The 24563-nt window shown below is 70.0% G+C and carries 19 protein-coding genes; 5 read left to right on the forward strand and 14 right to left on the reverse strand.

Annotated features, from left to right (window positions below; translation table 11 throughout):
* Nucleotides 1–300: 300 nt before the first annotated feature.
* Nucleotides 301–795, reverse strand: a complete 495-nt coding sequence (locus tag ACFU8W_RS18070) for an NUDIX hydrolase (RefSeq protein ID WP_345511287.1) — start codon at nucleotides 793–795, stop codon at nucleotides 301–303.
* 150 nt (nucleotides 796–945) lie between these two features.
* On the opposite strand from ACFU8W_RS18070, the gene ACFU8W_RS18075 reads away from it, so the two are divergent.
* Together ACFU8W_RS18075 and ACFU8W_RS18080 are read left to right on the forward strand one after the other, a co-directional pair.
* Nucleotides 946–2061, forward strand: coding sequence for a glycerate kinase (locus ACFU8W_RS18075; RefSeq protein WP_345511483.1), 1116 nt, complete (start codon nucleotides 946–948; stop codon nucleotides 2059–2061).
* A gap of 338 nt (nucleotides 2062–2399) precedes the next feature.
* Nucleotides 2400–4907, forward strand: a complete 2508-nt coding sequence (locus ACFU8W_RS18080; RefSeq protein WP_384037882.1) for a SpoIIE family protein phosphatase — start codon at nucleotides 2400–2402, stop codon at nucleotides 4905–4907.
* Nucleotides 4908–4998: 91 nt separating this feature from the next.
* Here the strand turns inward: ACFU8W_RS18080 and pssA are convergent, their stop codons facing one another.
* From pssA to ACFU8W_RS18130, 10 genes are all read right to left on the reverse strand, one after another.
* On the reverse strand, nucleotides 4999–5853 hold the full coding sequence (pssA, locus tag ACFU8W_RS18085) for a CDP-diacylglycerol--serine O-phosphatidyltransferase (RefSeq protein WP_345511286.1): 855 nt from the start codon (nucleotides 5851–5853) through the stop codon (nucleotides 4999–5001).
* Complete coding sequence (locus tag ACFU8W_RS18090; protein WP_327243404.1) at nucleotides 5840–6487, reverse strand: phosphatidylserine decarboxylase; 648 nt, start codon at nucleotides 6485–6487, stop codon at nucleotides 5840–5842. Before ACFU8W_RS18090 ends, pssA begins: the two co-directional genes overlap by 14 nt.
* A gap of 181 nt (nucleotides 6488–6668) precedes the next feature.
* Nucleotides 6669–7874, reverse strand: coding sequence for an acyl-CoA dehydrogenase family protein (locus ACFU8W_RS18095; RefSeq protein ID WP_345511285.1), 1206 nt, complete (start codon nucleotides 7872–7874; stop codon nucleotides 6669–6671).
* 2 nt (nucleotides 7875–7876) lie between these two features.
* Nucleotides 7877–8404, reverse strand: coding sequence for a MaoC family dehydratase (locus ACFU8W_RS18100; protein ID WP_384037886.1), 528 nt, complete (start codon nucleotides 8402–8404; stop codon nucleotides 7877–7879).
* Nucleotides 8405–8406: 2 nt separating this feature from the next.
* On the reverse strand, nucleotides 8407–9426 hold the full coding sequence (locus tag ACFU8W_RS18105; protein ID WP_384037889.1) for an HpcH/HpaI aldolase/citrate lyase family protein: 1020 nt from the start codon (nucleotides 9424–9426) through the stop codon (nucleotides 8407–8409).
* Complete coding sequence (locus tag ACFU8W_RS18110; protein ID WP_345511281.1) at nucleotides 9423–11435, reverse strand: protein meaA; 2013 nt, start codon at nucleotides 11433–11435, stop codon at nucleotides 9423–9425. Before ACFU8W_RS18110 ends, ACFU8W_RS18105 begins: the two co-directional genes overlap by 4 nt.
* 1 nt (nucleotide 11436) lies before the next feature.
* Nucleotides 11437–12774: a crotonyl-CoA carboxylase/reductase gene (gene ccrA, locus ACFU8W_RS18115; protein WP_345511280.1), complete on the reverse strand. Its 1338-nt coding sequence runs from the start codon at nucleotides 12772–12774 to the stop codon at nucleotides 11437–11439.
* A 391-nt stretch (nucleotides 12775–13165) separates the two neighbouring features.
* Nucleotides 13166–13963 (reverse strand): GNAT family N-acetyltransferase, encoded by a 798-nt coding sequence (locus ACFU8W_RS18120; protein ID WP_345511279.1) that lies wholly within the window; start codon nucleotides 13961–13963, stop codon nucleotides 13166–13168.
* 127 nt (nucleotides 13964–14090) lie between these two features.
* On the reverse strand, nucleotides 14091–14906 hold the full coding sequence (locus ACFU8W_RS18125; RefSeq protein WP_384037893.1) for a TetR family transcriptional regulator: 816 nt from the start codon (nucleotides 14904–14906) through the stop codon (nucleotides 14091–14093).
* Between the two features lie 202 nt (nucleotides 14907–15108).
* Entirely contained in the window at nucleotides 15109–16890 is a 1782-nt protein-coding gene (locus tag ACFU8W_RS18130) for a 3-hydroxyacyl-CoA dehydrogenase family protein (RefSeq protein WP_384037896.1), read from the reverse strand.
* Between the two features lie 357 nt (nucleotides 16891–17247).
* Between ACFU8W_RS18130 and ACFU8W_RS18135 the strand changes: the two genes are divergently transcribed.
* Nucleotides 17248–17820 carry an adenylosuccinate lyase gene (locus tag ACFU8W_RS18135; protein ID WP_326793001.1) on the forward strand — a complete coding sequence of 191 codons (573 nt, stop codon included), beginning with the start codon at nucleotides 17248–17250 and terminating at the stop codon, nucleotides 17818–17820.
* On the opposite strand, the gene ACFU8W_RS18140 is transcribed toward ACFU8W_RS18135, so the two are convergent.
* The 3 genes from ACFU8W_RS18140 to ACFU8W_RS18150 form a co-directional block, all read right to left on the reverse strand.
* Nucleotides 17798–18361, reverse strand: a complete 564-nt coding sequence (locus ACFU8W_RS18140) for a GNAT family N-acetyltransferase (RefSeq protein ID WP_384037900.1) — start codon at nucleotides 18359–18361, stop codon at nucleotides 17798–17800. The genes ACFU8W_RS18135 and ACFU8W_RS18140 overlap by 23 nt on opposite strands.
* A gap of 67 nt (nucleotides 18362–18428) precedes the next feature.
* Complete coding sequence (locus ACFU8W_RS18145; RefSeq protein WP_384037903.1) at nucleotides 18429–20027, reverse strand: alpha/beta hydrolase; 1599 nt, start codon at nucleotides 20025–20027, stop codon at nucleotides 18429–18431.
* Between the two features lie 128 nt (nucleotides 20028–20155).
* Nucleotides 20156–21205, reverse strand: coding sequence for an Rv2578c family radical SAM protein (locus tag ACFU8W_RS18150; protein WP_384037905.1), 1050 nt, complete (start codon nucleotides 21203–21205; stop codon nucleotides 20156–20158).
* Nucleotides 21206–21354: 149 nt separating this feature from the next.
* Here ACFU8W_RS18150 and ACFU8W_RS18155 point away from each other — a divergent pair, with 149 nt between their 5' ends.
* Complete coding sequence (locus ACFU8W_RS18155; RefSeq protein ID WP_384037908.1) at nucleotides 21355–21798, forward strand: SRPBCC family protein; 444 nt, start codon at nucleotides 21355–21357, stop codon at nucleotides 21796–21798.
* A 187-nt stretch (nucleotides 21799–21985) separates the two neighbouring features.
* On the forward strand, nucleotides 21986–24454 hold the full coding sequence (locus ACFU8W_RS18160; RefSeq protein ID WP_384037911.1) for an MFS transporter: 2469 nt from the start codon (nucleotides 21986–21988) through the stop codon (nucleotides 24452–24454).
* Nucleotides 24455–24563: the final 109 nt, after the last annotated feature.

Genomic DNA, 24563 nt, shown 5'->3' on the forward strand with positions numbered 1-24563 from the left:
GGAGGTCCTCATGCACTCATCACAGCCGTTGTGTTCTGCGGCCCAGTGCCGCTGCCAGGCGTGATGCGGCAGGACCCAACAACCCCACCATGTGGGCGGAATCACCCAATTTTAGCAGTTTCGTCCAGAGTTCGCCCGCGAGCGGCAGCGGCACGGAAGCCGGATGCGAGGCCGGGGTCGGCCTTGCGGCCGCGCTTCCGGCGGTGCCGACAGCTTCCCCAAGGGCGTGACTCACCGTCAGAACAACGGGATGCAGGGGCACATGCTGCTGATAGGGATGACTGACCGTAGTTCAGGAAGTCAGGAAGCGACGGGCCTGCCGTCCTCCAGCTCCACGGCGCCCGCCCCCGAGTCGAGCACCTCCAGCGCCGCCCGGACCCGGTGTCCGAGCGAACTGGGAAGATACCGGTCGAGTGCGCCGCGTTCCACCAGCTTCCAGGAGAGGAGCTCCTCCTCCTGCAGCCGGATCGCCGTCAAGTGCGCCTCGTCCAGGACCCCGCCGTCGTACAGATAGGCGGCGATCGGGGGCCGCTCGGGGCTGCGCGCCCAGTCGATCGCGAGCAGCCGCCCCGGTTCCAGATCGAGCCCGATCTCCTCGACCGTCTCGCGGCGCGCGGCCTGCCGCGGGGTCTCGCCCTCGTCGGACTCGATCGTGCCACCGGGCAGGGCCCAGCCGTCCCGGTAGTTCGGCTCGACGAGCAGCACTCGTCCTGCACCGTCCCGGAAGACAGTTGCCGCGGCGGCCAGCACCTTGGGGAGCCCTGCGATGTACGTGGCGTAGTCAGTGGTGGTCACGTGCGCAGCGTAATGGGGGCGACGCGTCCGCCGTTCCGCAGGTCCAGGGCCCGGACACCCATGGGCAGAAGGTCGGTGCTCCGGATAGGGTCGGGGCGGCGCGACTGCCTGTTCGAAAGCAAGGGATGCAAGGTGACGGACGGAGCAGTGATGGAGACCGCCCGCGTGCTCGTCGCGGCGGACAAGTTCAAGGGCTCGCTCACAGCGGTACAGGTCGCGGAGCGGGTGACGGCCGGGCTGCGGCGCGTCGTACCCCAGGTGCAGGTCGAGACCCTGCCCGTGGCGGACGGCGGCGACGGCACGGTGGCGGCGGCGGTGGCCGCCGGATTCGAGCGACGCGAGGCGCGGGTGACCGGGCCGCGCGGGGAGACCGTGACCGCGGCGTACGCCCTGCGGGGCACCACCGCGGTGGTGGAGATGGCCGAGGCCTCCGGCCTCCAGCACCTTCCGGCGGGCGTGTTCGCCCCCCTGACGGCCACGACGTACGGCTCCGGCGAGCTGCTGGCCGCGGCGTTGGACGCGGGCGCCCGGACCATTGTGTTCGGGGTCGGCGGCAGTGCCACCACGGACGGCGGCGCGGGCATGCTCGCCGCACTCGGCGCCCGCTTCCTCGACGCGGACGGCAAGCCCGTCGGCCCCGGGGGCGGTGGCCTTGCGGCGCTGGCCGAGGCGGATCTGTCCGGCCTCGACCCGCGGCTGGCCGACGTGGACCTGATCCTCGCCAGCGACGTGGACAACCCGCTGACCGGCCCCAAGGGTGCCCCGGAGGTCTACGGGCGGCAGAAGGGCGCGACCGAGGACGACATCGCGACCCTCGACGCGGCCCTCACCCACTACGCGTCCGTGCTGGGCCCGGACCACGCGAAACTGCCCGGGGCGGGTGCGGCAGGCGGTATCGGTTACGGGGCGCTGGTCGCTCTCGGCGCCCGGTTCCGCCCCGGCATCGAGGTCATGCTCGACGTCCTCGGCTTCGCCCCGGCGCTGGCCCGCGCCACGCTGGTGATCACGGGGGAGGGCTCCCTCGACGAGCAGACCCTGCACGGCAAGGCTCCGGCGGGCGTCGCGGCGGCGGCTCGCGCGGCGGGCCTGGAGGTGGTGGCGGTCTGCGGCCGCCTCGCGCTGCCCCCGGAGGCGCTGGGACACGCGGGCATCCGACGCGCGTACGCGCTCACGGACCTGGAGCCGGACCCTGCCGTGTGCATGGCGCAGGCGGGACCACTGCTGGAGCGGGTGGCGGAGGGGATCGCGCGCGACTTCCTGTCGTGAGCAGAGCCCCTGTCGAGCTGAGGTGAGTCGAGCTGATCGGGCGGGGCGGGCCGCCGCGGGCGGGCCGCCCCGGGTGCTGATTGCGGAGGCGACGGCTGTCACCTCGCCGCGTTGTCGGAACGCCGGAATACACCCAGTACGAGGACGCCCCCCGCCTTGCGATGCACCACATCCGACGCCGCGCGCCGATCCACCAGGGATGACGGGACAGCCCTCAGCCGATCAAGTCGTAGGCCGTGGGTTCGAGTCCCACCCGTCCGGCGGCCCCCGCCTCGCGCGTCCTTCCCGCTCGGGGCACCGAGGTGCGCCGCAGGTCGGCCGGGGCGCATCCTGGCTGTGTGACCTCGTACGGCCTGCCCCCGTACCCTCCGCCCGAGAACGTGGCGGCGACGGGGAGGGCGAGCGGCGGCGGGGTGCCGGACGAATTGTCCCTGGTGCTCGCGCAGGCCGCAGTGAGCGCGATCGAGTCCGCCGGTGGATATGCCGGTGGCGTATATCTGCGCTCCGGTTACCCCGAGCTGCTGCGCCTCTCCGTGCTCGCCGGGCTGCCGACCCAGCTGTTCCACCCCTGGTGGCGCATGCATGTGAACCGGCCCTTCCCCGTGGCCGAGGTGTACCGCTCGGGGAAGCCGGTCCACCTCGCCGACGTCGAGGAGGGCATGCGCCGGTTCCCGCAGCTGATGGCGGGCATGCCGTTCCCGTTCGGTTCGCTGTACGTGCCCGTCTTCGGTGGCCCGGAGAAGTTCGGCGTCCTCGTGGTGCTGCGCCCGGCCACCCCTGGCAAATCCGTCTCGCACGCCGACCGGCGCGCGCTCCGCGACGTCGCCCAGCGGCTCGGCGCGGAGCTCGCCGGACTGGCGGCCGGGGGCACCAAGGTCGTATGGGACGGCGAGCCGGTCCCCGTGCAGCTACCCTCCGTCACCGTGCCACCGGTACGGATCGGACACTTCGACTGGGACCTCGAAACCGGTGCCGTCGACGCCGACGCGGAGCTGTGCGGGATCCTCGGCACCGAGCCCGCGCGGTTCCCGGGCACCATCGACGCCCTGACGGCACTGCTGGCACCGGAGGACGTGTACGGACTGTGGACCCTCGCCCGCCGGGCGGCGAGCACGGGTGGACCGGTCGTACGCAGGATGCGGTTGCGCGGCCCCGACGGCCGGACCAACCTCCTGGAACTCTCCAGCCGCTGGGCCCGGCCACCGCGCAGCGGCGCGGCCGGGACGCTGACCGGATTCCTGGTGGACCTCGGGGCCGGACCGGTCATCGCCGAGGCCGCCGACCGGCTCCCGCGCGGCATCTTCTCGCTCGACCGGCTCGGACGGATCACCTACGTCAACCACCTGGCGGAGGAACTGCTCGGCCGGCAGCGGGGCGAGCTGGTCGGAAGCCTCCTGTGGGAGGCCCTGCCGTGGTTCGGGCATCCCGCGTACGACGACCACCACCGAGCCGCACTGCTGTCCCACGAGCCCGTGCACTTCCTCGCGCGCCGCACCGAGCGGGACTGGCTGGCGGTGTCCCTGTACCCGGGCCACGACGGCGTGACCGCCGCACTCTCCGCCACGGAGGAGCCCTCCTTCCCACCGGACGCCGCCGGACCGGGCGAGGTCCTGGGTTCCCCGCTGGAGTCCTCGGCCGGGGTGTACCGTCCCGTCGCCCTCGCAATCGCGCTGACGGAGGCCGTCACCGCCCGCCAGGTGTCCGCGGTGGTCACCCAGGAACTGCTCCCCGCGTTCGGCGGCAGGCAGCTGGCGATCTACCTGCTGCACGAACGCCACCTCTACCTGGCCTGGGAGACCGGTTTCCCGCACGGCTTCCTGAACAGCTTCGACGGCGTCGCGCTCGACGCCCATCTGCCCGGCGTCGAGACGCTCACTTCCGGCCACCCCATCTTCTTCGAATCCATGCAGCGCCTGGCCTCCGCCTACCCCGGCATACCCCTGGACGCGAGCGTCGGCGCCCGCGCCTTCCTGCCGCTCATCGCCTCCGGGCGGCCCGTCGGCTCCTGCATCCTCGGCTTCGACCAGTCGCGCGGCTTCAGCCCCGAGGAACGCACGGTTCTCACCGCGCTCGCCGGACTCATCGCCCAGGCCCTCAAACGAGCCCAGCGGTACGACACCGAGTCCGCCGTGGCCCGCGGCCTGCAGAACGCCCTGCTGCCGCACCGCCTGCCCGTACTCGACCAGGTCGACACCGCGGGGCGGTACCTCCCCGGCACCCAGGGCATGGACATCGGCGGCGACTGGTACGACGTCATCGAGACCGACCGGGGTCTGGCCCTGGTCATCGGGGACGTCCAGGGGCACGGCGTCGCCGCTGCGGCGACGATGGGCCAACTCCGCAGCGCCGTACGCGCCTTCGCGCTCAGCGGGCACGAACCGCAGGAAGTGATGAGCGGCACCAACCGACTGCTCATCGACCTCGACCCGGGCCAGATCGCCAGCTGCTGCTACATCGTCCTCGACCCCGCCACCGGTCGGACGCAGTTCGTCCGGGCCGGGCACCCGTATCCCCTGCTCCGCCACCCCGATGGCACGACCGAGGTCCTGGAGCTCCCCGGCGGCGTGGTGCTCGGCGTCACCCCCGACGCCACCTATCCCGTCAGCAGCCTGCGGCTGCTCCCGGGCGCGATCCTGGCGCTCTACACCGACGGACTGGTCGAGCAGGCGGGGGCCGACATCGACGACGGAGTCGAGCGGCTGCGCGGCATCATCGAGGCAGCCGATGCGCCGTCCCTCGTCGGCATGGCGGACCTGGTGATCAGGGAGGCGAGACGGGAGCCCGACCGTCCCGACGACATCGCCGTCCTGCTCGCCGCCCGCTGGGTCCGCGCGCAGCGCGCGTAACGGGTGCCCGGCCGGACATGCGAGAGGGCCCGGGTGCTGGGGAAGCACCCGGGCCCTCGTCGTACGTTCTGTGCGGCTTCGCCGCGCGGCCCTAGGGCAGCTGAGCCGCCCGGGCCTCGCGCCGGTTGTCGCGGAAGGTGTTCACCCGTCGCGCCGTCGCGAAGAGCGGGATGACCGCTCCCAGGACCACCTGCAGGGCGCAGCCGGTCTGCAGGAGCAGGTGACCACCGGGGGCGTCGAACGCCCATGCGGCGAGCAGACCCATCGCGGCCACGATCCAGCTGAGCATCGCCACCGCGAGGACTCCCCGCGGCTTCGGGTACTCGACCCGGCTGACCATCAGCCACGCCACCCCGATGATCGCGAGCAGCGTCGGTACGAAGGGCAGCTCCAGGAGCACGATCGAGACGACCGTGAGCGCTCCGAAGGGGCTCGGCATGCCCTGGAACATGCCGTCCTTCATGGTCACGCACGAGAATCTGGCCAGTCTCAGCACCACGGCCAGCAGGACGACGATCGCCGCGAGCGCCGACACCCGCTGGTATGCGTCGTCCGCGACCATGCCGTACACCAGCACGAAGTACGCCGGGGCCAGGCCGAAGCTGATCAGGTCCGAGAGGTTGTCCAGCTCCGCGCCCATCGGCGAGGAGCGGAGCTTGCGCGCCACCAGCCCGTCGAAGAGGTCGAAGACCGCGGCGAGGAGCATCAGGATCACGGCGGTGGCCGCGGAGTGCCGGGCCATGCCGCTCTCGTCGCTGCCCGTGAGGTGCGGGATGAGGATCCCCGTGGTGGTGAAGTACACCGCCATGAAACCGCACGTGGCGTTACCGAGAGTAAGGGTGTCCGCTATCGACAGCCGCAGAGAGAGCGGCATGTCCTCGGCGTCGTCCTCGCACTCGCTCTCCGGCACCCAGCCGGCCTGTGTGTCGGGATCAATCACGGTCAATTCGAGTCACCCCCGCGGTGGTGGCCTGGCCGACCTCGACCGCGACATCGATACCTTCCGGAAGGTAGATGTCGACCCGGGAACCGAAGCGGATCAGGCCGATGCGCTCGCCCTGCTCCACCTTGGTGCCCTGCGGGAGGTACGGGACGATGCGACGGGCAACCGCACCCGCGATCTGCACCATCTCGATGTCGCCGAGTTCGGTGTCGAAGTGCCAGACGACGCGCTCGTTGTTCTCGCTCTCCTTGTTGAATGCCGGGACGAACCCACCGGGGATGTGCTCGACCGATGTCACCGTGCCGGCCAGGGGCGCGCGGTTGACGTGGACATTCAGCGGGCTCATGAAGATCGCGACGCGGGTGCGTCCGTCCTTCCACGGCATGATGCTCTGCACCACGCCGTCGGCCGGAGAGATGACCCGACCCTGGGTGATCTCGCGCTCGGGGTCGCGGAAGAACCACAGCATGCCCGCCGCGAGGGCGGTGGTGGGCACGGCCACGGCGGCCCAGCGTCCGGACTTGCGGGCCCGGGCGAGGCTGAGGGCCGCGGTGGCGACGGTCGGGAGGAGCCACGGCGAAGCTCCGCGCGCAAGGCGGACCCCGCCGCGTGGTGCAGAGGTTTGGCTGTCGGGCATGGATGACCTTCGTAGCGGATGAGGCCGCGCTGGCAACGGGGGACGGCGGCTTTTCCGGCGATGTTATCGGTTGCGAGCCGCAACTGGGCAAGCCAGCAGCCGAGTCGGACGGCTGGAAGGCACCGGCAGAGGATGACAGGGTGTGATCTTCTTCGCGGCCAAATCACCTCGAAGGGGACAATCAGCCCTGGAACCGGTACTCCTCGAGGAGTCGGCGCCCAATGATCATTTTCTGGATCTCGGCGGTACCTTCACCGATCAGCAGCATCGGGGCCTCCCGGTAGAGGCGCTCGATCTCGTACTCCTTGGAGAAGCCGTAGCCGCCGTGGATGCGGAAGGCGTCCTCGACGACTTCCTTGCAGTACTCGGAGGCGAGGTACTTCGCCATCCCTGCCTCCAGGTCATTTCGCTCCCCGGAGTCCTTTTTGCGTGCTGCATTGACCATCATTGCATGGGCGGCTTCGACCTTGGTGGCCATTTCGGCCAGCTTGAACTGGATGGCCTGGTGCTGGGCGATCGGCTTTCCGAAGGTGTGGCGCTGCTGGGCGTATGAGACACCCAGTTCGAATGCACGCTGCGCGACACCGCAACCACGCGCAGCCACATTTACCCGGCCGACTTCGACGCCGTCCATCATTTGGTAAAAACCGCGGCCGGTGGCGCCACCGAGTACACGATTGGCCGGAATGCGCAGTCCGTCCATGATGAGTTCGGTCGTGTCGACGCCCTTGTAACCCATCTTGTCGATCTTTCCGGGGATGGTGAGCCCCGGCCGGACCTCACCGAAGCCCGGCTCCTTCTCCACCAGGAAGGTCGTCATCGACTTGTGCGGGGCCGTGCCCTCGGGGTGGCCTTCGTCACTCCGGCACAGTACGGCGACGAGCGAGGACGTGCCGCCGTTCGTCAGCCACATCTTCTGGCCGTTCAGGACGTACTGGTCGCCATCCCTGACGCCCTTGGAAGTGATCGCCGAGACGTCGGAGCCCAGTGCCGGCTCGGACATCGAGAACGCGCCCCGGATCTCGCCCAGCGCCATTCGGGGCAGGAACGTGTCCTTCTGCTCCTGGGTGCCGTGCTGCTTGAGCATGTACGCCACGATGAAGTGCGTGTTGATGATTCCCGACACGCTCATCCAGCCGCGGGCGATTTCCTCCACGCAGAGCGCGTATGTGAGAAGCGACTCACCCAGACCCCCGTACTCCTCGGGAATCATCAGCCCGAACAGGCCCAGTTCCTTGAGCCCCTCGACGATCTCCGTCGGGTACTCGTCGCGGTGCTCCAGCTGGGTCGCGACAGGAATGATCTCCTTGTCGACGAAATCCCGGACCGTGGAGAGGATTTCCTGCTGGATGTCGTTCAGACCGGCGGTCTGGGCGAGTCGCGTCATGACTACTTCTCCACGTTCTTCTGCGAAGGCTGGTTCAGCTCCGGGCGGCCGGGCTGCTCGCCGCCGCGCTCCTTGATGTACGTCTCGGTGGGGACCATCACCTTGCGTCGGAACACGCAGACGAGCGTCCCGTCCTGCTTGTACCCCTTGGTCTCCACATGGACGATTCCGCGGTCACTCTTGGACTTTGACGGAGTCTTGTCGAGGACGGTCGTCTCGCCGTAGATCGTGTCGCCGTGGAAGGTCGGCGCGACATGCTTCAGAGACTCGATCTCCAGGTTGGCGATCGCCTTTCCGGAGACGTCCGGCACGGACATGCCGAGCAGCAACGAGTAGATGTAGTTGCCCACTACAACGTTCTTGCCGAAATCGGTCGTCCTCTCCGCGTAGTTGCTGTCCATGTGCAGCGGGTGATGATTCATGGTCAGCAGGCAGAAAAGGTGGTCGTCATACTCGGTGACCGTCTTTCCGGGCCAGTGCTTGTACACCGCACCGACCTCGAACTCCTCATAGGTGCGTCCGAACTGCATGATCAGGCCTCCGGCGCTTCGAACTTGGAGGTGCGCTGCATACCGGCCGCGCGGCCCTTGCCCGCGATGACGAGCGCCATCTTCCGGCTGGCCTCGTCGATCATCTCGTCCCCGAGCATCGCCGAACCCTTCTTGCCGCCCTCTTCCGAGGTGCACCACTCGTATGCGTCGAGGATCAGCTCGGCGTGGTCGTAGTCCTCCTGCGAGGGCGAGAACACCTCGTTGGCCGCGTCGACCTGACCGGGGTGCAGCACCCACTTGCCGTCGAAGCCCAGCGCCGCTGCACGGCCCGCGACCTCGCGGTACGCGTCCACGTCACGGATCTGCAGGAAGGGGCCGTCGATCGCCTGGAGGTCGTGCGTACGGGCCGCCATCAGAATGCGCATCAGGATGTAGTGGTACGCGTCCGCCCCGTAGCCGGGCGGCTGCTGACCGACGACCAGGGTCTTCATGTTGATCGACGCCATGAAGTCGGCCGGGCCGAAGATCAGCGTCTCCAGGCGCGGCGAGGCGGCGGCGATGTCGTCGATGTTGACCAGGCCCTTGGCGTTCTCGATCTGCGCCTCGATGCCGATCTTCCCGACCTCGAAGCCCATCGTCTTCTCGATCTGGGTCAGCAGGAGGTCGAGCGCGACGACCTGCTGGGCGTCCTGCACCTTCGGCAGCATGATGCAGTCGAGGTTCTGGCCGGCGCCCTCGACGACCGTGATCACATCGCGGTACGTCCAGTGCGTCGTCCAGTCGTTCACGCGGACGACCCGGGTCTTGCCCGTCCAGTCGCCGTTGTTCAGCGCGTCGACGATGTGGTGCCGGGCGCCCTCCTTGGTGAGCGGGGCGCAGGCGTCCTCGAGGTCCAGGAAGACCTGGTCGGCCGGGAGGCCCTGGGCCTTCTCCAGGAACCTCGGGTTCGAGCCCGGCACAGCCAGGCAGGAGCGACGCGGACGCAGACGGTTCGGGAGGTGCGCGGCGGAGCCGCTCCCCGGAAGGGTGGTGGCGGGAGACGGGTGGGCGGGCTGGGTCATGCGGGGACCTCCAGGGGGTCGAGCTTGTTCGCTTTCCGGATCTCGTCGACGATACGGCCGATGATCTCCGTGATACCGAAGTCCTTCGGGGTGAAAACGGCGGCGACACCCGCCTCGATCAGCACGGCGGCGTCGGCAGGCGGAATGATCCCGCCCGCGATCACCGGGATGTCGTTCGCGCCGGCCTCGCGCAGCCGGTTCAGTACATCCGGCACGAGCGCGGCGTGCGAGCCGGACAGGATCGACAGACCGACGCAGTGCACGTCCTCGGCGAGCGCCGCCGAGACGATCTGTTCGGGGGTCAGCCTGATCCCCTGGTAGACGACCTCGAACCCGGCGTCACGGGCCCGTACGGCGATCTGCTCGGCGCCGTTGGAGTGACCGTCCAGGCCCGGCTTGCCGACCAGCAACCGCAGCCGTCCGGCGCCGAGGTCCTCGGCGGTGCGGGCGACCTTCTCCCGTACGAGAGCGAGCGGCGTGCCGGCCTCCGCGGTGACGGCGACCGGGGCGGACGAGACGCCCGTCGGGGCACGGAACTCGCCGAACACGTCGCGCAGCGCCCAGGACCACTCGCCGGTGGTGACACCCGCGCGGGCGCATTCCACGGTCGCTTCCATCATGTTCTCGGTGCCGGCCGCGGCCTTCTTCAGTGCCGCGAGGGCCTCGGAGGCGCGCGCCTCGTCACGGTTGTCGCGCCACTCGTGGAGCGCCGAGACCACCCTTGCCTCATTGGCGGGGTCGACCGTCATGATCGCGCCGTCGAGGTCCGCCGTGAGGGGGTTCGGCTCGGTCGTCTCGTAGATGTTGACGCCGACGATCTTCTCCTCACCGCCCTCGATCCGGGCCCGCCGCTGCGCGTGCGAGGAGACCAGCTCCGACTTCAGATAGCCGGACTCGACGGCCGCCATCGCGCCGCCCATCTGCTGGATCCGGTCGATCTCCGCAAGGGACTCGGTGACCAGGGAGTCGACCTTGGCCTCGATCACATGCGATCCGGCGAAGATGTCCTCGTACTCCAGCAGATCGCTCTCGTGCGCGAGGACCTGCTGGATGCGCAGCGACCACTGCTGGTCCCAGGGCCGGGGGAGCCCCAGCGCCTCGTTCCAGGCGGGCAACTGCACGGCCCGGGCGCGGGCGTCCTTGGAGAGGGTCACGGCCAGCATCTCCAGGACGATGCGCTGGACGTTGTTCTCCGGCTGCGCCTCGGTCAGTCCGAGGGAGTTGACCTGGACCCCGTAGCGGAAGCGGCGCTGCTTGGCGTCGGTGATGCCGTACCGCTCGCGGGTGACCTGGTCCCAGATGCGGCCGAAGGCGCGCATCTTGCACATCTCCTCGATGAAGCGGACGCCGGCGTTCACGAAGAAGGAGATGCGGGCGACCACATCGCCGAACTTCTCCTCCGGCACCTGGCCCGAGTCGCGCACGGCGTCCAGGACCGCAATGGCCGTCGACATGGCGTACGCGATCTCCTGGACCGGAGTGGCCCCCGCCTCCTGCAGGTGGTAGCTGCAGATGTTGATCGGGTTCCACTTCGGGATGCGGTTGACCGTGTACGTGATCATGTCCGTGGTCAGCCGCAGCGAGGGACCGGGCGGGAAGACATGCGTCCCACGCGAGAGGTACTCCTTGACGATGTCGTTCTGCGTGGTGCCCTGGAGCTTCGTGGCGTCGGCGCCCTGCTCCTCGGCGACCACCTGATAGAGCGCCAGCAGCCACATCGCGGTGGCGTTGATCGTCATCGAGGTGTTCATCTGTTCCAGCGGGATGTCGTGGAACAGCCGCCGCATGTCACCGAGGTGCGAGACGGGCACGCCGACCCGGCCGACCTCGCCGCGGGCGAGGATGTGGTCGGGGTCGTAACCCGTCTGGGTCGGCAGGTCGAAGGCGACCGAGAGACCCGTCTGGCCCTTGGCGAGGTTGCGCCGGTAGAGCTCGTTGGACGCCTCGGCGGTCGAGTGACCGGCGTACGTCCGCATGAGCCACGGGCGGTCCTTCCGGCGGCCCGTCATGTCAGACATTCCTGAAGCGGTTGATGGCGTCGATGTGCTGCTCGCGCAGCTCCTCGTTGCGCACACCCATACCCTCGCGCGGGGCCAGCGCGAGGACGCCGACCTTGCCCTGGTGCAGGTTGCGGTGCACGTCGTACGCGGCCTGGCCGGTCTCATCCAGGGAGTAGACCTTCGACAGCGTCGGGTGGATCTTGCCCTTGGCGACCAGCCGGTTGGCCTCCCACGCCTCGCGGTAGTTGGCGAAGTGCGAGCCCACGATCTTCTTCAGCGACATCCACAGGTAGCGGTTGTCGTACTCGTGGTTGTAGCCCGAGGTCGAGGCGCAGGTGACGATCGTGCCGCCCTTGCGGGTCACGTACACCGAGGCGCCGAACGTCTCGCGGCCCGGGTGCTCGAAGACGATGTCGACGTCCTCGCCGCCGGTCAGCTCACGGATGCGCTTGCCGAACCGCTTCCACTCGCGAGGGTCCTGGTTGTGCTCGTCCTTCCAGAACCGGTAGCCCTCGGCGTTGCGGTCGATGATCGCCTCTGCGCCCATCTTCCGGCAGATGTCCGCCTTCTGCTCGCTGGAGACGACACAGATCGGGTTGGCGCCACCGGCCAGCGCGAACTGCGTGGCGTATGAACCGAGTCCGCCGCTGGCGCCCCAGATCAGCACGTTGTCGCCCTGCTTCATGCCGGCGCCGTTGCGCGAGACGAGCTGGCGGTAAGCGGTGGAGTTGACCAGGCCCGGAGCCGCGGCCTCCTCCCAGCTGAGGTGCTGCGGCTTCGGCATCAGCTGGTTGGACTTGACGAGCGCGATCTCGGCGAGGCCGCCGAAGTTGGTCTCGAAGCCCCAGATCCGCTGCTCGGGGTCGAGCATCGTGTCGTTGTGGCCGTCCGAGGACTCCAGTTCGACCGAGAGGCAGTGTGCGACGACCTCGTCGCCCGGGTGCCAGGCGTTGACGCCGGGGCCGGTGCGCAGGACGACGCCCGCCAGGTCGGAGCCGATGATGTGGTACGGCAGGTCGTGGCGCTTGGTGAGCTCGCTGAGCTTCCCGTAGCGCTCCAGGAACCCGAAGGTGGAGAGCGGCTCGAAGATCGAGGTCCAGACGGAGTTGTAGTTCACCGAGCTGGCCATGACGGCGACCAGCGCCTCACCGGGCCCGAGCTCCGGAACCGGCACCTCGTCGAGGTGCAGCGACTTGCGGGGGTCCTTGTCGCGCGTGGCGAGCCCGGCGAACATCTCCGTCTCGTCCTTGTGCACGGTCACCGCGCGGTACGACTCAGGGATGGACAGGGCCGCGAAATCTGCGGCGGTGCTGTCCTGCGATTGGATCGCGTCCAGGATTTCCTTCACGGTGTGCCTCCGGGATGGGGTCTCCCCTGCTCGAGCGGAGCCGAGAGCTTGGGGAATTCGTCGAGGGACGCTTGAGAGTCCCTGCCAACGGGGGGTGCGGTGCGGTGTGGAGGTGCTGCCGTCGGTTCGGCTGTAAAGCTTCGGCTTGCTCTGGTGGAGCAGAAGGGTTTGCCTGTGACGCAGGCGCCCGGGCGCGCAGGCACATGGCTTGCGGGGACAGCCGGCGTACGTGAGATCTCTGTACGCCGGCCGCCCGGACCACTTCAACGTATGGCACTCCGTGACACCTGGCAAGGCACTCGGTGCCAACAATTTCTCTCAGCTGTCATCCGCTGGGCACGCATGAGCGGCGACGGGGCCGTTTCGCGCCGTTCTGTCCTGCTGAGTCCGGTCAGGCCCGGCGCCGGTACACATACGGCGTGGTGGTGGTCAGGACCCGGAAACCGAGCCGCTGGAGGATCGGCCTGCTCAGGTCGGTCGCGTCGACCTGCAGATACCGGAAGCCACGCTCGGCGGCGATCCGGGCACGGTACGCGACCAGCGCCCGGTAGATACCCCTCCCGCGCCACGGCTCCACGGTTCCGCCGCCCCAGAGCCCCGCAAAGCCGGTGCCCGGGTACAGCTCCATCCGGGCCGAGCTCACCGGCTCGTCGCCCACCATGGCCAGCACCCCGACGAAGCTGTCGGGGGCCGCGGCCAGCCGCGCCAGCACCTGGTGCCGCAGCCGCGACCCGTCGGAGCCGAACGCCCTCTCATGGGCCGCCGCCATCAGCTCCACGCCGGCCGCATCCGTCACCGTGCGCAGCGTGACCCCCTCGGGGAGCTCCACGGCCGTCGGGAGGTCCGCGACGGGGGCGACCAGGAGGGTCTCCGGCGGCTCCGCGACGAAGCCGGCGCGCACCAGCCGCTGCCCCAGGTCGGCCGGCCGGTCGTGCGCGTACAGCTTCCATTCGAATGCGTCGCGGCCGAGCGCGGTGAAGTGCTCCACCTGCTCGGCGATCGCCGCATCCGCCCGTACGGCGTCCAGACCCGGGGACGACCAGACGACACCGTTCCAGTCGTCGGCCGCCCCGGCCTGCCGTACGACATCGGCGGTGCGCTCGACGCGGACGCCGGGCCCGTCGGGGCGGGCGTGCTCGCGCAACTCGCGGTCGAAGAGAGTCAGCAGGATGTCGCGATCATGAGTCATCCGCCCACCGGAACACGGCGGTACGGGCGCGGCAACCGGGTTTCTCCGCCCGGACGCGCGAACGCCGGACGGGCTCGACTGCGAGCCCGTCCGGCGACGGTGGAGCGGCCGGCCAACAGGCCCCCGCTCAGCGGTCTTTGAGCGCCTGCTGGATCGTGCGCATCACTTCGTCGAGCGGTGCGTCCGTGCGCGCCACCGCGACGAGCACCTCGCCCTCGGTGCTCACCGAAGCGGCGGGCGCCGGCATCGGTTCGGCCCCGGCGATGCGCCCGGCCCCGATGCCCGTCCCGAACGTGTCCCGGACGATCGCGAAGGCGTGGTCGAGCTGGGCCTCCACATCGCCCTGGCCGCCCGCCCTCAGCCAGCGGCGCAGCACATGGTTGTGCGCGGTGACGACGGCCGACGCCGCGACCTCCGCCAGCAGCGGGTCGTCGTTGCCGACATGGTGGTCGCGCTCGTCGAAGTGGCCCAGCAGATAGCGAGTGAACAGCCGCTCGTAACGGGCCACCGAGGCGATCTCGGCCTCCCGCAGCGTGGGGACCTCACGGGTCAGCTTGTAGCGGGCCACCGAGACGGCGGGCTTGGCCGCGTACATCTTCATGACTTCTTTGATGCCGCGGCAGACGGTGTCGAGCGGGTGCTCGTGCGCGGGGGCGGCATTGAGGACGGCCTCGGCCCGGACGAGGGTGTCGTCGTGGTCGGGGAAGATCGCTTCTTCCTTGGAGCGGAAGTGCCGGAAAAAGGTCCGCCGGGCGACTCCCGCGGCGCCCGCGATCTCGTCGACCGTCGTGGCCTCGTACCCCTTCGTGGCGAAGAGCTCCATCGCCGCGGCGGCCAGTTCGCGTCGCATTTTGAGCCGCTGGGCGGCGGCGCGCGTTCCTGCGGCACTCTCCGGGGCGTCGGGCGCGGCGGAGACACGGGGGGACCTGGCGGACTGGGACATGGTGTGAACGTACTGCATCAGCGCAGGAGAGCGCGCCTGCGGGGGCGGACCGCACGGCCGTGCGTCCCGCGTCGCGGGCTGTGCGGGCGGATCGAGCAGCCCTCCCCACCCGGCTCCCGGCCCGGGAGCCGCCGGTGGTGCCCCGGCCGGGCGTTCACGCCCGGCCGGAGCACCGGTCCGTCGTTCGGACACCTGCCGGTCCTCAGCGCCGGGCATATTCGCGGAAGCCGCGCCCCGTCTTGCGGCCGAGGCAGCCGGCGGCCACCAGGTGTTCCAGCAGCGGCGCCGGTGCCAGGCCCGGGTCGCGGAACTCGCCGTGCAGCACCTTCTCGATGGCGAGCGAGACATCGAGCCCGACGACGTCCAGAAGCTCGAACGGGCCCATCGGGTAGCCGCCGCCCAGCTTCATCGCGGCGTCGATGTCGTCGAGGGTCGCGTAGTGCTCCTCGACCATCTTGATCGCGTTGTTGAGGTACGGGAACAGCAGCGCGTTCACGATGAACCCGGCCCGGTCCCCGCAGTCCACCGGGTGCTTGCGGATCTTCCGGCACACCTCACGGACGGTTGCGTGGACGTCGTCCGCGGTCAGCACCGTACGGACCACCTCGACGAGCTTCATCGCGGGCGCCGGGTTGAAGAAGTGCATCCCGATGACGTCCTGCGGACGCGAGGTCGCCCGCGCGCACGCCACGACCGGCAGCGACGAGGTGGTGGTGGCGAGCACCGCGCCCGGCTTGCAGATCTTGTCCAGCGTGCCGAACAGCTGCTGCTTGACCGCGAGATCCTCGGCGACCGCCTCGACCGCGAGGTCGACATCGGCGAACGAGTCCAGCGAACCGGCAGCGGTGATCCGGCCCAGGGTCTCGTCCCGCGCCTGCGCCGTCAGCCGCCCCTTGGTGACCGAACGCTCCAGCGACTTGGCGATCCTCCGCTTCGCGGTGTCCGCCTTCTCCTGGCTGCGCGCGGCGAGCACCACGTCGTAACCGGCCTTCGCGAAGACCTCCGCTATGCCCGAGGCCATCGTCCCGGAGCCCGCGACGCCCACCGACCGGACCGTGCGCCCGGCCTGTGCTCCGGCGCTCTCCAGCGGCGTCTGCGTGTCCGGCACCACGGTCTGGCTGCCCGGCGCCATGTAGGTGTAGAAGCCACGGCCCGCCTTGCGGCCGGTCAGACCGGCCTCGCTGAGCTGCTTGAGGACCGGAGCGGGGGCGTGCAGCCGGTCGTGCGACGCGGAGTACATCGCCTCCAGGACGGTACGGGCGGTGTCGACGCCGATCAGGTCGAGCAGCGCGAGGGGGCCCATCGGCAGGCCGCAGCCCAGCTTCATGGCCGCGTCGATGTCCTCACGGGAGGCGTAGTTCGCCTCGTACATCGCGGCGGCCTGGTTGAGGTAGCCGAAGAGGAGTCCGTCGGCGACGAAGCCCGGCCGGTCGCCCACCGCAACCGGTTCCTTGCCGAGCTCGCGGGCGAGCTCCGTGACCGCTTCGACGGCCGGCGGCGCGGTCAGCACCGAGGAGACCACCTCGACCAGCTTCATCGCGGGCGCCGGGTTGAAGAAGTGCAGGCCCAGCACGCGCTCGGGGTGCTGCGACTCGGCCGCGAGCCGGGTCACCGACAGGGCGTTCGTGCCGGTCGCCAGGATCGTGGTGGGGGAGACGATCGCGTCGAGCTCACGGAAGAGCTGCTGCTTGATCTCGTACGACTCGGGAACGACCTCGATGACGAGCTGCGCGTCCGCCACGGCCTGCAGGTCGGAGAAGGTGCGGAACCGGGCCAGCGCGTCCAGACGCTCCCCCTCGGTGATCCGCTCCTTCTTCACGGCGCGGGCGGTGGAGGCCTCCAGGGCGGCGACGGCCTGACGGGCGGCCGCGTCGCTGACGTCGATACCGATGACCTCGCGGCCGGCCCTGGCCAGGACCTCGGCGATGCCGATGCCCATGGTGCCGAGACCGACGACGGCGATGGTGGAGAGAGGGGTGTCCATCACGGGACTCCAGAGAATGAGTGACGACTGAGTGGGCGCACGGCGCGCACGGATCGGCTGGGACCGAAAGGGTCCAACCAGCGCATGGCGTGCGGGAATTGCGTGTCGAGGTGTTCCTGGCCGGAGGTGCGGGAGGCACGCCCGGACGGGAAAGGGGCGACGGACTCTGTCCCGGAGTCGCGTCTCACAAAGCTGCCGAACCGACAAGCACTCCGAGTGGCTGCGTCACCAGGCCACTGGAGTCGGCGGGGAGTGTGTCCCGCTCACATGAGATTAACCGGCGAGTAACGAGCGCGCCAGCCCCGAGTCGCTGTGCGCCGGCTCACACTCACCGTGGCCGCCGATACCCTCAGGGTCATGGACGAGGAGTTCCGGTCGCTGACCGACCGGCTGGCGGACGAGGCGGGGGAGTCGGCGGCCTACCGCAGGCTGCTCGCCACCGACGACGACGAGGAACTGGCCCGAGTCCTCGTCGAAAGGGAGCGCCCGCTCTGGGCGCGTGAGATCGCAGCGTTCCGGCTCGGCTGCGGCGGGGACCGACGGGCCTTCGAAGCACTGGTTCTGCTGCTCAACCACCGCGACCCGGAGCGTTGCGTCTCCGCGGCCCACGCCCTGGTGCGCCTGGGCGACCCCCGCACCCCGCGTGCCGCCGCCGCACTCGCGACGAACACCCTGCGCACCGCGTACGCCCTGCACCCGGTCCGCCTGCTCACCGCCCTGCGGGCCCCCGAGTCCGTCCCGGCGCTGATCAGCACCCTGGAGCGGCTGCTGGGGCCGGACGAGCCGCACTGGCGGGTCGCGCTGGCCTGTGTGGAGGGTCTGGGGCAGCTCGGCGACGCGCAGGCCCGCCCGGTCCTGGAGGCGGCGCTGCCGCACCCGAGGCTCGGCGGCGCCGCCGAGGAGGCGATCAGCCGGCTGCCGACGGGCTGAGGGGGCGTACGTAACGCACCTCGGGCACGAGAACGCCGCCGACCCGGAAGGGTTCCTCGACGCCGTCCGGTGCGAAGCCCGCACGCTCGTAGAAGCGGCGGGCCGGCGCGTTCTCCTTGAGAACCCAGAGCGCCAGATCGGGGAACCCGTCCGCGGTGGAGCGAGCCAGGATCTCCGTCATCAGGGAGCGGCCCACTCCGGTCCCGAGGTGCTCGGGCAGCACGTAGATGGCGTACAGCTCGGCGCGGGCGAGCCGCCTGCCGTCCGCGCGGTACGGGCCGTAACAGGCCCAGCCGATCACACCCCGGCCCGGCCGCTCGGCCACCACATTGACGACCGTGTTGCGCTCGGCGAAGAAACCGCGGCGCCGCTGCGCGTCCTCGGCGATGTCCATCGCGTCCAGATACGCCTGCGGGACCAACCCGGCGTACGCGGCCTGCCAGCCGCGCACCCGGACCGTGGCGACGGCCTCGCAGTCGTCGACGGTCATGGACCGGACGGACAGATCGGGGGCGTACGCGGAGGTGGGCCGTGTCGTCATGCGGACCATGGTGGCGTACGCCCCCGAGGGCGTGCGATCGGGTCACGGGGCGCGCGGTCCCCTCCCGTCAGCCGTGCAAGCCGAGCAGCCCGTGCACGATGTTGCCGCTGCTTTCCGCGCGCTTCGCCGACTTCGCCTTCGCCGCCTCGGCGGTCAGCGGCTTCGGGTCGGGTGACGTCGGGCAGACCGCATCCGCGTCCGCGCGGCTGCCGTCGCCGCGCGGGACGGTGCCCTTGGCGAGATAGTCCGTCAGGTACTTGTCCAGGCATGCGTTGCCGCTCAGCGTGACACCGTGGTTGCCGCCGCCTTGCTCGACGACCAGGCTGGAGCCGCGGAGCCGCCGGTGCAGGGTGACCCCGCCCTCGTACGGTGTGGCCGCGTCCTCCGTGGCCTGGAAGAGCAGCACCGGCGGGAGCGCGTGGTTCGAGACCCGCACCGGATTCAGCGGCTCCACCGGCCAGGATGCGCACGGTGCGTTGTACCAGGTGTTGCTCCAGGCGTAGAAGGGTGCTTTGGCGTGCACCTTCCAGCTGTCGTTGCGCCAGGTGTTCCAGCTCAGCGGCCACCGGGAGTCGCGGCACTGCACGGCCAGGTAGACGGAGTAGCCGTTGTCGCCCTTCGCGTCGACGGCACCGAGCTGGTCGTACGCGGCGACGAGCGCGTCCTGGTCCTTGTGGTTCACGTACGCGGCGAACGCGTCGGCCAGGTAGGGCCAGTAACCGTTGTAGTAGCCGCCCGGCAGGAAGGTGTCCTCCAGCTCGCTCGGACCGACCTTCCTGCCCGCGGGCTGTTTCCGCACCGCGTCGCGCATCCGGTACCAGGCCGCCTCGACCCGCGCCGGGTCGTTGCCGAGCCGGTACGTCTCGTCGTGCTTCGCCACCCACGCGGCGAACGCCTTCTGGCGGGCGTCGAACGCGTAGTTCTGACCGATGTTGTCCTCGTACCAGACGCCGTCCGGGTCGACGTTCGAGTCGAGCGCCAGTCGGCGCACCCGCTGCGGGAACAGCTTCGCGTACACCGCGCCCAGGTACGTACCGTACGAGTACCCGAAGTAGTTGATCTTCGGGGCGCCGGTGGCCTGCCGGATCACATCGAGGTCCTTGGCGGCGCTGACCGTGTCCATGTACGGCAGCAGATCGGGGTACTTCCTGCCGCACTCCTCCGCGAAGTTGCGCGCCCGGTCGCGGCTGGTGCGCTCGTCGGCGAGGGTCTGCGGCACCGATTCGGGCCGCACCGGCTTGAAGTACTTGGGTACGCAGTCCAGCGCCGGGGAACTCTGCCCGACCCCGCGCGGGTCGAACCCGATCACGTCGTACTGCGCGGCGACGTCCTTCGGGAGCGAAGAGGCCACGAACCCGGCCATGGTCAGTCCGCTGCCACCGGGACCCCCGGGGTTGACGAACAGCGGGCCCTGCGAGGTCCTCGCGGTGTGCCGGATCCGGGACAGGGCGAGAGTGATCCGTCGGCCCGACGGGTCGTCATGATTGAGCGGTGTACTGACCTTTGAGCACTGCAGTTTCGGATACATCTTGGTGCCGCAGCCGGTCCAGCGGAGTTGCGCGGCATGCGGTGCGACGCCGATGGCGACCGCCGGGGACGGCACGGCGGTCACCAGACCGGCGACCGTCGCGCCGACGGCGATCAGAATTCCTGAACGATTCGTCATATGGCCTCCCGTGGTGGAGGGAATGCGGCTGCGTGTGGCACAGCCCCCGCCGCATGCTCCCCACATTCGGACACGGAAGGACATGATGGGGTGAGAGTTGACCCGTTTGCCGGGGTGGTGACGGAGGCTCAGAGAAGGGTCAGCTGGGTGGACCCGGGACCGTCCGGCGGTGACTGCCGGTCGAGCCGTTCCCGCTGGACGGAGATCCGGCGTGCCTCGCCGCGGCGCGTCGGTCCGATGCCGAACTCGGCCGCCAGCTCGTGGACCCGGCGTGTGATCGTGCGCTGGTACCAGGTGGGTGCGTATGCCCCGTCCGCGTACATCTGCTGGTACCGCCGCACCAACTGGGGATGGCGCTGCCCGACCCACTGCATGAACCACTCCCGGGCGCCGGGCCGCAGATGGAGGACGAGCGGGGTCACCGAGCTCGCCCCGGCGTCGGCGATCGCGCGGACGGTGGCCCGCAGCTGGTCCGGCCGGTCACCGAGGAACGGGATGACGGGTGCCATCAGCACACCGCAGTCGATGCCGTTCTCGCTCAGGGCGCGCACGACGTCCAGCCGGCGCTCGGGGGACGGCGTGCCGGGCTCCACCGTGCGCCACAGCTCCGGATCGACGAAGCCGACCGAGACGGAGATGCCGATCTCGGTGACCTCCGCGGCCTGTTTGAGCAGCTCCAGATCGCGCAGGATCAGCGTGCCCTTGGTCAGGATCGAGAACGGGTTCGCATGATCACGCAGGGCTGTGATGATGCCGGGCATCAGCCGGTAGCGGCCCTCCGCGCGCTGGTAGCAGTCGACATTGGTGCCCATCGCGATGTGCGCGCCGTGCCAGCGGCTGGAGGCGAGCTCGCGGCGCAGGAGCTCCGGGGCGTTGATCTTGACGACGATCTGGGAGTCGAAACCGAGCCCGGTGTCGAGGTCCAGGTAGCTGTGGGTCTTGCGGGCGAAGCAGTAGACGCAGGCGTGCGTGCAGCCCCGGTACGGGTTCACGGTCCATTCGAACGGCATCCGCGATGCGCCCGGTACCCGGTTCACGATCGAGCGGGCCCGGATCTCATGGAAGGTGATCCCCCGGAATTCAGGGGTGTCGAAGGTGCGCGTGGTCACCGCGTCCGCGGCGAAGAGCGTGCCCGGCCCGGCCTCGCGGGTGTTCTCGACCAGATTGTCCCAGCGCATGGACGCCTCCTCGGTAGCACTGGAGAGAGAATAGAACACTTGTTCCCTTGATCGTTTTCTCCCCTTCGTCCCGGACCGGATTTTGAGCGGCGTGCCGGAGGTGATTGGCTCAGCACACCCCCGAACAACCGAGTGCTGGAGGAACAGCCATGGCGCAGGTCGAAGCCACGACAGAGCGGATCATCGCGGCGGACGCGGAGACGGTGTTCGACGCGCTGGCCGACTACCAGGAGGTCCGGGGCAAGGTCCTGCCCGGCCACTTCAGCGAGTACGAGGTCCGCGAGGGCGGTGACGGTGAGGGCACCCTCGTCCACTGGAAGCTCCAGGCCACCAGCAAGCGGGTCCGCGACTGCCTGCTCGACGTGACCGAGCCGACCGACGGGCAGCTCGTCGAGAAGGACCGCAACTCGTCGATGGTCACCACGTGGACCGTCACCCCGGCCGGCGAGGGCCGGTCCAAGGCCGTCGTCTCGACGGTCTGGAACGGCGCGGGCGGCATCGGTGGTTTCTTCGAGAAGACCTTTGCGCCCAAGGGGCTTGGACGCATCTACGACGAGCTGCTGCAGAACCTGGCGACCGCGGTCGAGAAGTAGCCTCATCCAGCGCTGACCGGCCTCACCGGTTCGGGTGGTCTTCCCGGCCGGTCGGTTGTGCGCCGTAGTGGCTCCCACCGGGGGATAAGCCCCCCGAGCGCGCCGCCGGCGCCCCCCGTCGCGTTTGCCCTCCCTTGTCGTGCAATGCGAGAAATGGGCGGCGCGGATGCGACGAGGGGAGCGGCACGTGGCGGGTGGAATCACTCTGGTGAAGGACGAGCCGGACGGTGCGGAGGGCGAGGTCGAGGCGGCGACCGCGGATCCGCACGGTGTGCAGACCGTCGCCCTGTCCGGTGCGGTGGCTCCGCCCTCGCCCCCACCGGGTCCCGACGCCGCGGAGATCAGCCCCCGCCGGATCCGACTGGTCTTCCTCGGACTGATGCTCACCCTGCTGCTCGCGGCGCTCGACCAGATGATCGTCGCCACCGCCCTGCCGAAGATCGTCGGTGAGCTGCACGGCCTGGAGAAGATGTCCTGGGCCGTCACCGCCTATCTCCTCGCCTCCACCATCGGGCTGCCGATCTACGGCAAGCTCGGCGATCTCTTCGGCCGCAAGAGCGTCTTCCAGTTCGCCATCGTCGTCTTCGTCGTCGGCTCCGCGCTGGCCGGCTGGTCCCGGACCATGGACGAGCTGATCGCCTTCCGTGCCGTCCAGGGCATCGGCGGCGGCGGGCTCATGATCGGGGTCCAGGCGATCATCGCGGACGTCGTACCGCCCCGCGAGCGCGGCCGTTTCATGGGGCTGATCGGCGCCGCCTTCGGTCTCGCGTCCGTCGCCGGACCGCTGCTCGGCGGCTTCTTCACCGACCACGCGTCCTGGCGCTGGTGCTTCTACATCAACGTCCCGTTCGGACTGGTCACGCTGGCCGTCATCACCGTCGTACTGAAACTCCCCAAACCCGCCGTCCGGCCCCGGCTCGATGTGCTCGGCGCGCTGCTGCTGGCCGCCGCCTCCACCTGCGTGGTGCTGCTGACCAGTTGGGGGGGTACGGAGTACGCCTGGGGCTCGCGCACCATCCTCGGGCTGGCAGCCGGGGCCGCCGGAACGGCTCTGCTCTTCCTGGTCGTCGAGCGCCGCGCGCCCGAACCCGTGATCCCGCTGAGGCTGTTCCGCGACTCGATCTTCAACGTGACCGCGCTCGTCGGCGCGGTCGTCGGCGTCGCGCTGTTCGGCGCCGCCAGCTATCTGCCGACGTTCCTGCAGATGGTCGACGGCGCCACCGCCACCGAATCCGGGCTGCTGATGCTCCCGATGATGGGCGGCATCGTCGGCGCGTCCGTCGTCTCCGGCCAGCTGATCTCCCGTACCGGCCGCTACCGCGTCTACCCGATCCTCGGCAGTGCGATCTCGGTCGCCGGCATGTGGCTTCTCTCCCGTCTCGAAACCGACACCCCACGCGTCGAATACAGCATCGCGCAGGCCGTCCTCGGCATCGGGATCGGCCTGATCATGCCGGTGCTCGTCCTTGCCGTGCAGAACTCCGTACCACCCGCCGACCTCGGCGCCGCCACCAGTGCGAACAACTACTTCCGGCAGATCGGCGGCAGCGTCGGCGCCGCCGTCTTCGGGACGCTCTTCGCGGGCCGTCTCGCCGACGCCCTCGCGGTCCGCCTCCCGTCCGGCGCCGACCTCCCCGACCCCGAGTCGATCACCCCGCAGCTGGTCCACGCCATGGAGCCGGCCCTCCGCGACAGCTACATCCAGGCGTATGCCGACGCGATGCCGCGGATCTTCCTCTACCTCGTGCCGGTGCTCGCACTCGGCCTCGTCATCGCCTTCTTCCTCAAGGAGAAACCGCTGGTGTCCCACCACAGCCCGGAATCCGCAGCCGCCGAGTCCGCCACCCCCATCCCCGCCGCCCGCACCACCCACGCCCCTCCACCGCCCGTCTACCTGTCGGGCGTCCCGGTGTGCGGCTGTGTCCAGCACCCGGACGGTACGAAGGTCCCCCGCGCCGCCCTCACCCTGATCGACATCCAGGGGAAGCAGGTCGGCCGCGGCGCGAGCGGCGACGACGGGCGGTACGCGCTGAGCGTGCCCGGCTCGGGTTCCTACGTCCTCATCGCGGCGGCCGGAGGACACCAGCCGCAGGCCGTCAGCGTCACCGTCGGCGAGCGGCCCGTCGAGCTCGACGTGGTGCTCGGCGGTGCGGGCCGGCTGGCCGGGACTGTCGTCACGGCCGACGGGATCCCGGTGCGGGATGCCTCCGTCACGCTCACCGATGTACGCGGCGAGGTGGTCGCGTCCACCCGCAGCGGCCGTGAAGGCGGCTATGTGATCTCGGAGTTGGTGGCCGGAGAGTACACCCTTGCCGCCAGCGCCCCCGCCTTCCGGCCCGCCGCGCTGCCGGTCAGCGTGCAAGCGGCCAGGGAGACCCGGCAGGACATCGAGCTGGCCGGGGGCGCGGTGCTGCGCGGCGTCGTACGCGCGAGCGGCGGACGGCCCGTCGAGGACGCCCGGGTCACGCTCCTGGACGCGGCGGGCAATGTCGTCGACACCCTGACGACCGGGCCCGACGGGGCGTTTCGCTTCGTGGACCTGTCGACCGGCGAGTACACCGTCATCGCGGCGGGGTACCCGCCGGTGGCCACTGTCCTCCAGGTCGCGGGCGGCGGGCGAACCGAGCGTGACCTGCAACTCGGTCACGAGGACTGACGCCGCGTCCCGGCGCCGCGTTGCGCGCGGTGGCGCGCGGTGGTGCGCGGGCGCACAACCTCCGGGGGATTCCGCCGATGACCGGCGGGCGCCGGACGCGGGGACGTAC

It is taken from the genome of Streptomyces sp. NPDC057565, from assembly GCF_042801455.1.
GTDB lineage: Bacteria > Actinomycetota > Actinomycetes > Streptomycetales > Streptomycetaceae > Streptomyces > Streptomyces yanii.

Coding starts and splice junctions, on each gene's coding strand:
- ACFU8W_RS18090 (WP_327243404.1), bottom strand. CDS start 6,487: ATGCCCGACAGCCAAACCTCTGCACCACGCGGCGGGGTCCGCCTTGCG.
- ACFU8W_RS18140 (WP_384037900.1), bottom strand. CDS start 18,361: ATGACGACACGGCCCACCTCCGCGTACGCCCCCGATCTGTCCGTCCGG.
- ACFU8W_RS18150 (WP_384037905.1), bottom strand. CDS start 21,205: ATGCGCTGGGACAATCTGGTCGAGAACACCCGCGAGGCCGGGCCGGGC.
- ACFU8W_RS18110 (WP_345511281.1), bottom strand. CDS start 11,435: ATGACGGGCCGCCGGAAGGACCGCCCGTGGCTCATGCGGACGTACGCC.
- ACFU8W_RS18095 (WP_345511285.1), bottom strand. CDS start 7,874: ATGACGCGACTCGCCCAGACCGCCGGTCTGAACGACATCCAGCAGGAA.
- ACFU8W_RS18120 (WP_345511279.1), bottom strand. CDS start 13,963: ATGACTCATGATCGCGACATCCTGCTGACTCTCTTCGACCGCGAGTTG.
- ACFU8W_RS18130 (WP_384037896.1), bottom strand. CDS start 16,890: ATGGACACCCCTCTCTCCACCATCGCCGTCGTCGGTCTCGGCACCATG.
- ACFU8W_RS18100 (WP_384037886.1), bottom strand. CDS start 8,404: ATGCAGTTCGGACGCACCTATGAGGAGTTCGAGGTCGGTGCGGTGTAC.
- ACFU8W_RS18105 (WP_384037889.1), bottom strand. CDS start 9,426: ATGACCCAGCCCGCCCACCCGTCTCCCGCCACCACCCTTCCGGGGAGC.
- ACFU8W_RS18135 (WP_326793001.1), top strand. CDS start 17,248: ATGGACGAGGAGTTCCGGTCGCTGACCGACCGGCTGGCGGACGAGGCG.
- ACFU8W_RS18075 (WP_345511483.1), top strand. CDS start 946: ATGGAGACCGCCCGCGTGCTCGTCGCGGCGGACAAGTTCAAGGGCTCG.
- ACFU8W_RS18125 (WP_384037893.1), bottom strand. CDS start 14,906: ATGTCCCAGTCCGCCAGGTCCCCCCGTGTCTCCGCCGCGCCCGACGCC.
- ACFU8W_RS18145 (WP_384037903.1), bottom strand. CDS start 20,027: ATGACGAATCGTTCAGGAATTCTGATCGCCGTCGGCGCGACGGTCGCC.
- ACFU8W_RS18155 (WP_384037908.1), top strand. CDS start 21,355: ATGGCGCAGGTCGAAGCCACGACAGAGCGGATCATCGCGGCGGACGCG.